General features: G+C 68.4%; 4 protein-coding genes. 2 read left to right on the top strand and 2 right to left on the bottom strand.

Going from position 1 to position 4,090, the window contains the following annotated elements; translation table 11 throughout:
* Positions 1 to 562: 562 nt before the first annotated feature.
* Together ACFE99_RS23465 and ACFE99_RS23460 are read right to left on the bottom strand one after the other, a co-directional pair.
* Complete coding sequence (locus ACFE99_RS23465; RefSeq protein ID WP_375489046.1) at positions 563 to 817, bottom strand: hypothetical protein; 255 nt, start codon at positions 815 to 817, stop codon at positions 563 to 565.
* A gap of 261 nt (positions 818 to 1,078) precedes the next feature.
* Positions 1,079 to 1,792 carry a helix-turn-helix domain-containing protein gene (locus ACFE99_RS23460; protein WP_375489044.1) on the bottom strand — a complete coding sequence of 238 codons (714 nt, stop codon included), beginning with the start codon at positions 1,790 to 1,792 and terminating at the stop codon, positions 1,079 to 1,081.
* A 195-nt stretch (positions 1,793 to 1,987) separates the two neighbouring features.
* On the opposite strand from ACFE99_RS23460, the gene ACFE99_RS23455 reads away from it, so the two are divergent.
* Together ACFE99_RS23455 and ACFE99_RS23450 are read left to right on the top strand one after the other, a co-directional pair.
* Positions 1,988 to 2,287 carry a WhiB family transcriptional regulator gene (locus ACFE99_RS23455; RefSeq protein ID WP_375489042.1) on the top strand — a complete coding sequence of 100 codons (300 nt, stop codon included), beginning with the start codon at positions 1,988 to 1,990 and terminating at the stop codon, positions 2,285 to 2,287.
* A gap of 982 nt (positions 2,288 to 3,269) precedes the next feature.
* Positions 3,270 to 4,090, top strand: an 821-nt coding sequence (locus ACFE99_RS23450) for a helix-turn-helix domain-containing protein (protein WP_375489040.1), incomplete at its 3' end; no start/stop codon positions are given.

The following is a 4,090-nucleotide window of genomic DNA, read 5'->3' as shown; positions in this document are numbered from 1 at the left end:
CCCCTTTCCGCCCACCCCGAGTACCGGCTCTATGGGATACCCGGCCACCACCGACCCGTCATCAAGCATCAGTCACCGCCAGCCCGGTGGTGAAGCCGAGGTCGTGCACCGAGAGCCCGTCCGACCGCACTCCCCCGTTCGGATGCTGATCGGACAACCCCCGATGAGCGCTTCGCCATACTGCCGCACGGTTTAACTATCCACGCAACCACATTCGCCTACCCCACGTGCGCTTGCTGTTCTGCTTCGTGGCAAGCAATTGCCTCGGCGGGTCAAGGCGTGGCTGGCCGACAGCGTCCATCGCGCTGACCCTCTCGCAGTCGTCGACGTTCCGGATCCGCCCAGCTAAACACGCGAGGCCGCACATGTCGTCAGCATCGCGTAATGCGCCCGAAGAGCCATGTCGAATGGCCGCGGGGTGGTTTTGGAGCACGGGCCGAATCCGCCCCGACACCAGCCCCGCGATGCCACCCATCCGGCCACGAGGCTCCGGACTATCGGCGCACTTTTGCTGTGCTGTTCGCTAGTCCTCGGCGCGGAGGGTAAGGAGAGTAAGAGGGATTCATCTCGGAGGGTGAGCGTCGGCCTCGGTGATCGACATGTCGGCCAGGTGGTCGACCGCACGCGCGATTGCCGCCACCGATGCCCGGATGTGGCCGTGAACGCCTTCTTTGTCCGATGAGGGCGCGATCGGGTCTGCCCGGGCGGCCAGCTCGGCACATTCGCGGGCCAGGGCGCCCACTTCGGCTGCGGCCGTGGTGATTTCGTTGCGGACGTCAGCCATGTCAGCTGCGCCCGGATCGTCGGGACTGTCCACCGCGCTCCCCTCGCCGGCGCTGGGCACTGTCGCTGTCAGTATTCCACGGTTGGCGGTGCGTCAGGCGTGCGTCAGCACCCGCCCGACATGATCGGCGGGATTGTCGCATGCATCGCGAGCGATGCACGGGTGGTTCAGGACAACTGCAGGGCAGGGCCGGTCCGTCGCGAAGCCGCGGGGCCGAAGCGGCGACACGGCGGCCATCGGTCGTTGAACTGTCGGCGGTCTGCCGCCTTCGCCAGACACGTGCCTCGCTGATGTTTATGCGCTGGCCAGCTTTTCGATCAACTCCTCGATACGGCTTGCCGCGTCGTCGGGGGCCGGCGTTTCGCTTTCCACCGCGATCACCAGTTCGATGGGTGCGTCGAGGGCGGCGGCCGTCTCGGCCACGGTCAGGTTGGCTAAGCGGCGCGCCGTGTAGAGGCGTTGGCCCAGCGTCGCACCCGGCGCAGCGGCCGCTCGGGCCATCAGCTCGTCGTAGCGGCGGCGCACCGCCGCCAGCGACTTGATCAGAGCCGGGGCCCCCTGGCTGGTGTGCACCGCGCGGGCGGTGATCGCTTCGAGTTTGCGCAGATCGGCCAGCACCGCTTGGACGTGCTCGGCAAATTTCGGGTGATCATCGGCGGGTAGGTTGGCGATCGCGGCGGTGACGGCGGTCATCGCGACATCGACCGCGTCCGCGATCAGCGGCACCTCGGTGTCGGTGCGGCCGGGCGGCGCCACCTGTGTCCCGGGGACCGCACCCCCCGCCCGTATTTTCGCCAGTGTTCCGGCCGGCCACTGCACGACCTCCTCCAAGGTGGCGCGGGTCCGCTCCCGGGGCCAGCTCCGGCCCTTCTCGAAGGCGCTGAGCGAGCTGCCGCTGATGACCTTCAGGCGGGCCAGTTGCCGCTGGCTGATGCCTAATTCCTGGCGACGGGCGGCGAACGCGGCGCCCGCGCGGGCAGCACCCGGCGAAGCGTCGTCGTCCTGCACCGGGTCAGTGTATCCGCGGTCCCAGTCGTCACCTGGGTAACTGCGCAGCCACGGCGAAGCACTAGCGGGTACGGTCAATCGCTAGCCTTCCGCGGGTTACATACGATGGTCCCGCACAGCATAACGCTTGCGATGCGAGTGTTTGAGCGCTAGTGTTCGCCTCATGATGATGACCGCTCAGTGGGAGGAACGACCATGACCGTGGCCGTGCCAACCTTGCGACCTGTGCCCCGCGTGCCGTGCGCGGCCGATCCCGACCGGTGGGCAGCCGGCGGCGAGGATCCCGAACTCAAGGCGCTGTGCCGCGGCTGCCCACGGCGCTGGTTGTGCGCCAGCGAGGCACTGCGGACGCCGGGCGCGGAGGGCATGTGGTCGGGGGTGAACATTCCCAAAGCCGGCCGTGGCCGCACCTTCGCGTTGCGCCAGTTGCGGTCGCTGGCAGCCCACGGCGGCTACCACGTCGGCAGCGGTACCCGCCACACCCGCCACGACTGACCGCCGATGCGCGGGCCGGATACAGAGCGCTGTCAGCACAACCGTCGATTGCCTGCCCGGCCGGCGCGTCCGAACCGCGGCGACGAAAACCCCGCTCCCCCAGCAATGTCGAGTCAGGCACCTGCCCGGCCGGAAAGCCCGGCATTGAAGCCGAAGACGTGCGCGCTGATGACCGCGGCGCACGGTAGGTTTCGACACCGTGCCGGCGATGCGGCAGCCGGTGCGACGTTGCCGCGATTTGGCCCGGGTCGCAAATGCGTTGAGCGGTGCCGAAGTCGCTGGTCTGCCATGCCACTACGTGGCGCCGCCGCGTTGAGCGCTCGGCGAGAAGGTCTCTGTCAGGCTGAAAACGTTTCAGCGCCAACGTTCGATGACGGCACTATCGAAAACCGACCAGCCAAACGCAGTCTGGCGGCTCAGCGCTGGATGTGGCGCGGCGGTCATTGCCGGACCACGACGAAACGCCGTAGCAGCGAGGCTTTTTCGCGCCGAGACCAGTGTCGTGCCACACGTGCATCAGCGGGCGCGGCGTGTCACCGCCACAAAGCGCTTGTCATAAGGCATGCTGACGGCCGTAAGGCGGCGGAATTCCGCCGCGTAAAGCTGTCGGCGGAATTCCGCCGGGAGACGAAACCGGCCGTGCGAGCAGTCTTGTGCCGGCAGAAAGGAGAGCCACCAGAGCGCTGAGGCTGCCGCAGCCGCGCTGCAACCAGCTGCACATCTGAATAGTCGGGCGCGAAGGCCCCCCAACGGCAAAACCCCCGGCCAGTGGCCGAGGGTTACCGGTTCGAGTTGCCGCTCGAACCATGTGCTTTCGCTCCGTCCCCAACGCATCACTGAAGGGAATCGTCATGAAAGACGCATTCCACGGTAGCGCATACCCGCAGCAAGGTCTAGCGACCGCGCACCGTGTCCTCGCCCGAACCGTCGCGAGCGCCTACCGCGGCAGCACCGCGCATGCGCCGCGCGCTACGAGACACACGTGCGGCCCGCGATGCCGGGAAACCCCATCAGCCTGGCTTCGCTCATCCGGGTGGCAGCGGCGCGCGCCCGATTCGCCGACCACGCCACCGGGCGCAACTGCCGGCCCACCAACGCCCAGCTGGCGCGGATCACCGAACTGTCGGTGCGAACCGTGCAGCGCGCGTCCACCGCGCTTCGGCTGCTCGGCGTCGCGACCGAAGTGCTGCGCGGACGCCAGCGCACCCGTGATGAGCGGTTCGCCAGCTGGCGGATGGGTGACCGCGGCCGCGGCTGGGCATCGGTGTGGGCGTTGCACGACTGCCGATTCCGGGTGCTGTCACCCCACCCCGGAGGGTCGCACTTTAAAAAAATATCCTCCGGTAAGAAATCAAACACTACCCACACCCAGCGCATCAGCGCTGGTAGACGCGCCGCTACGCGGCGCACACGCCCGGAACCCCGGGCATGGGCCCTGGCAAACAAATGGATCCGCGACGAGCAAACTCCGCCGTGGGCGCGCAGGTACCACACCGCCACCGCCTGGACCCGCATCCTGGCCGGACCCGCCGCACACGGGTGGACGCCGCGCGACATCAACCAGCTGATCACCGACTGGGTGGGCACCGGGCATTGGCTGCCGGAGTCCCCGCACAAGCCGATCGGGCTGCTGGGCGCGATCCTGGCCTGGCACGACAATCTGGCCGAACGACCCGCCGCCGCCGACGAGGCCCGGGACCACGCCGAACTGGCCGCCGATCGGGCGCGGGTGGCCGCCCAATTCGCGGAACGCGACGCCAATGCCCGCGCGCGCGAGCAAGGCCGCGCCGCGCTCAACGGGCC

Source organism: uncultured Mycobacterium sp. (assembly GCF_964249325.1).
GTDB lineage: Bacteria > Actinomycetota > Actinomycetes > Mycobacteriales > Mycobacteriaceae > Mycobacterium.
Note: the sequence above shows the minus strand (reverse complement) of the source record. Positions and strands in the feature narration are given on the sequence as shown.

Coding starts and splice junctions, on each gene's coding strand:
- ACFE99_RS23455 (WP_375489042.1), top strand. CDS start 1,988: ATGACCGTGGCCGTGCCAACCTTGCGACCTGTGCCCCGCGTGCCGTGC.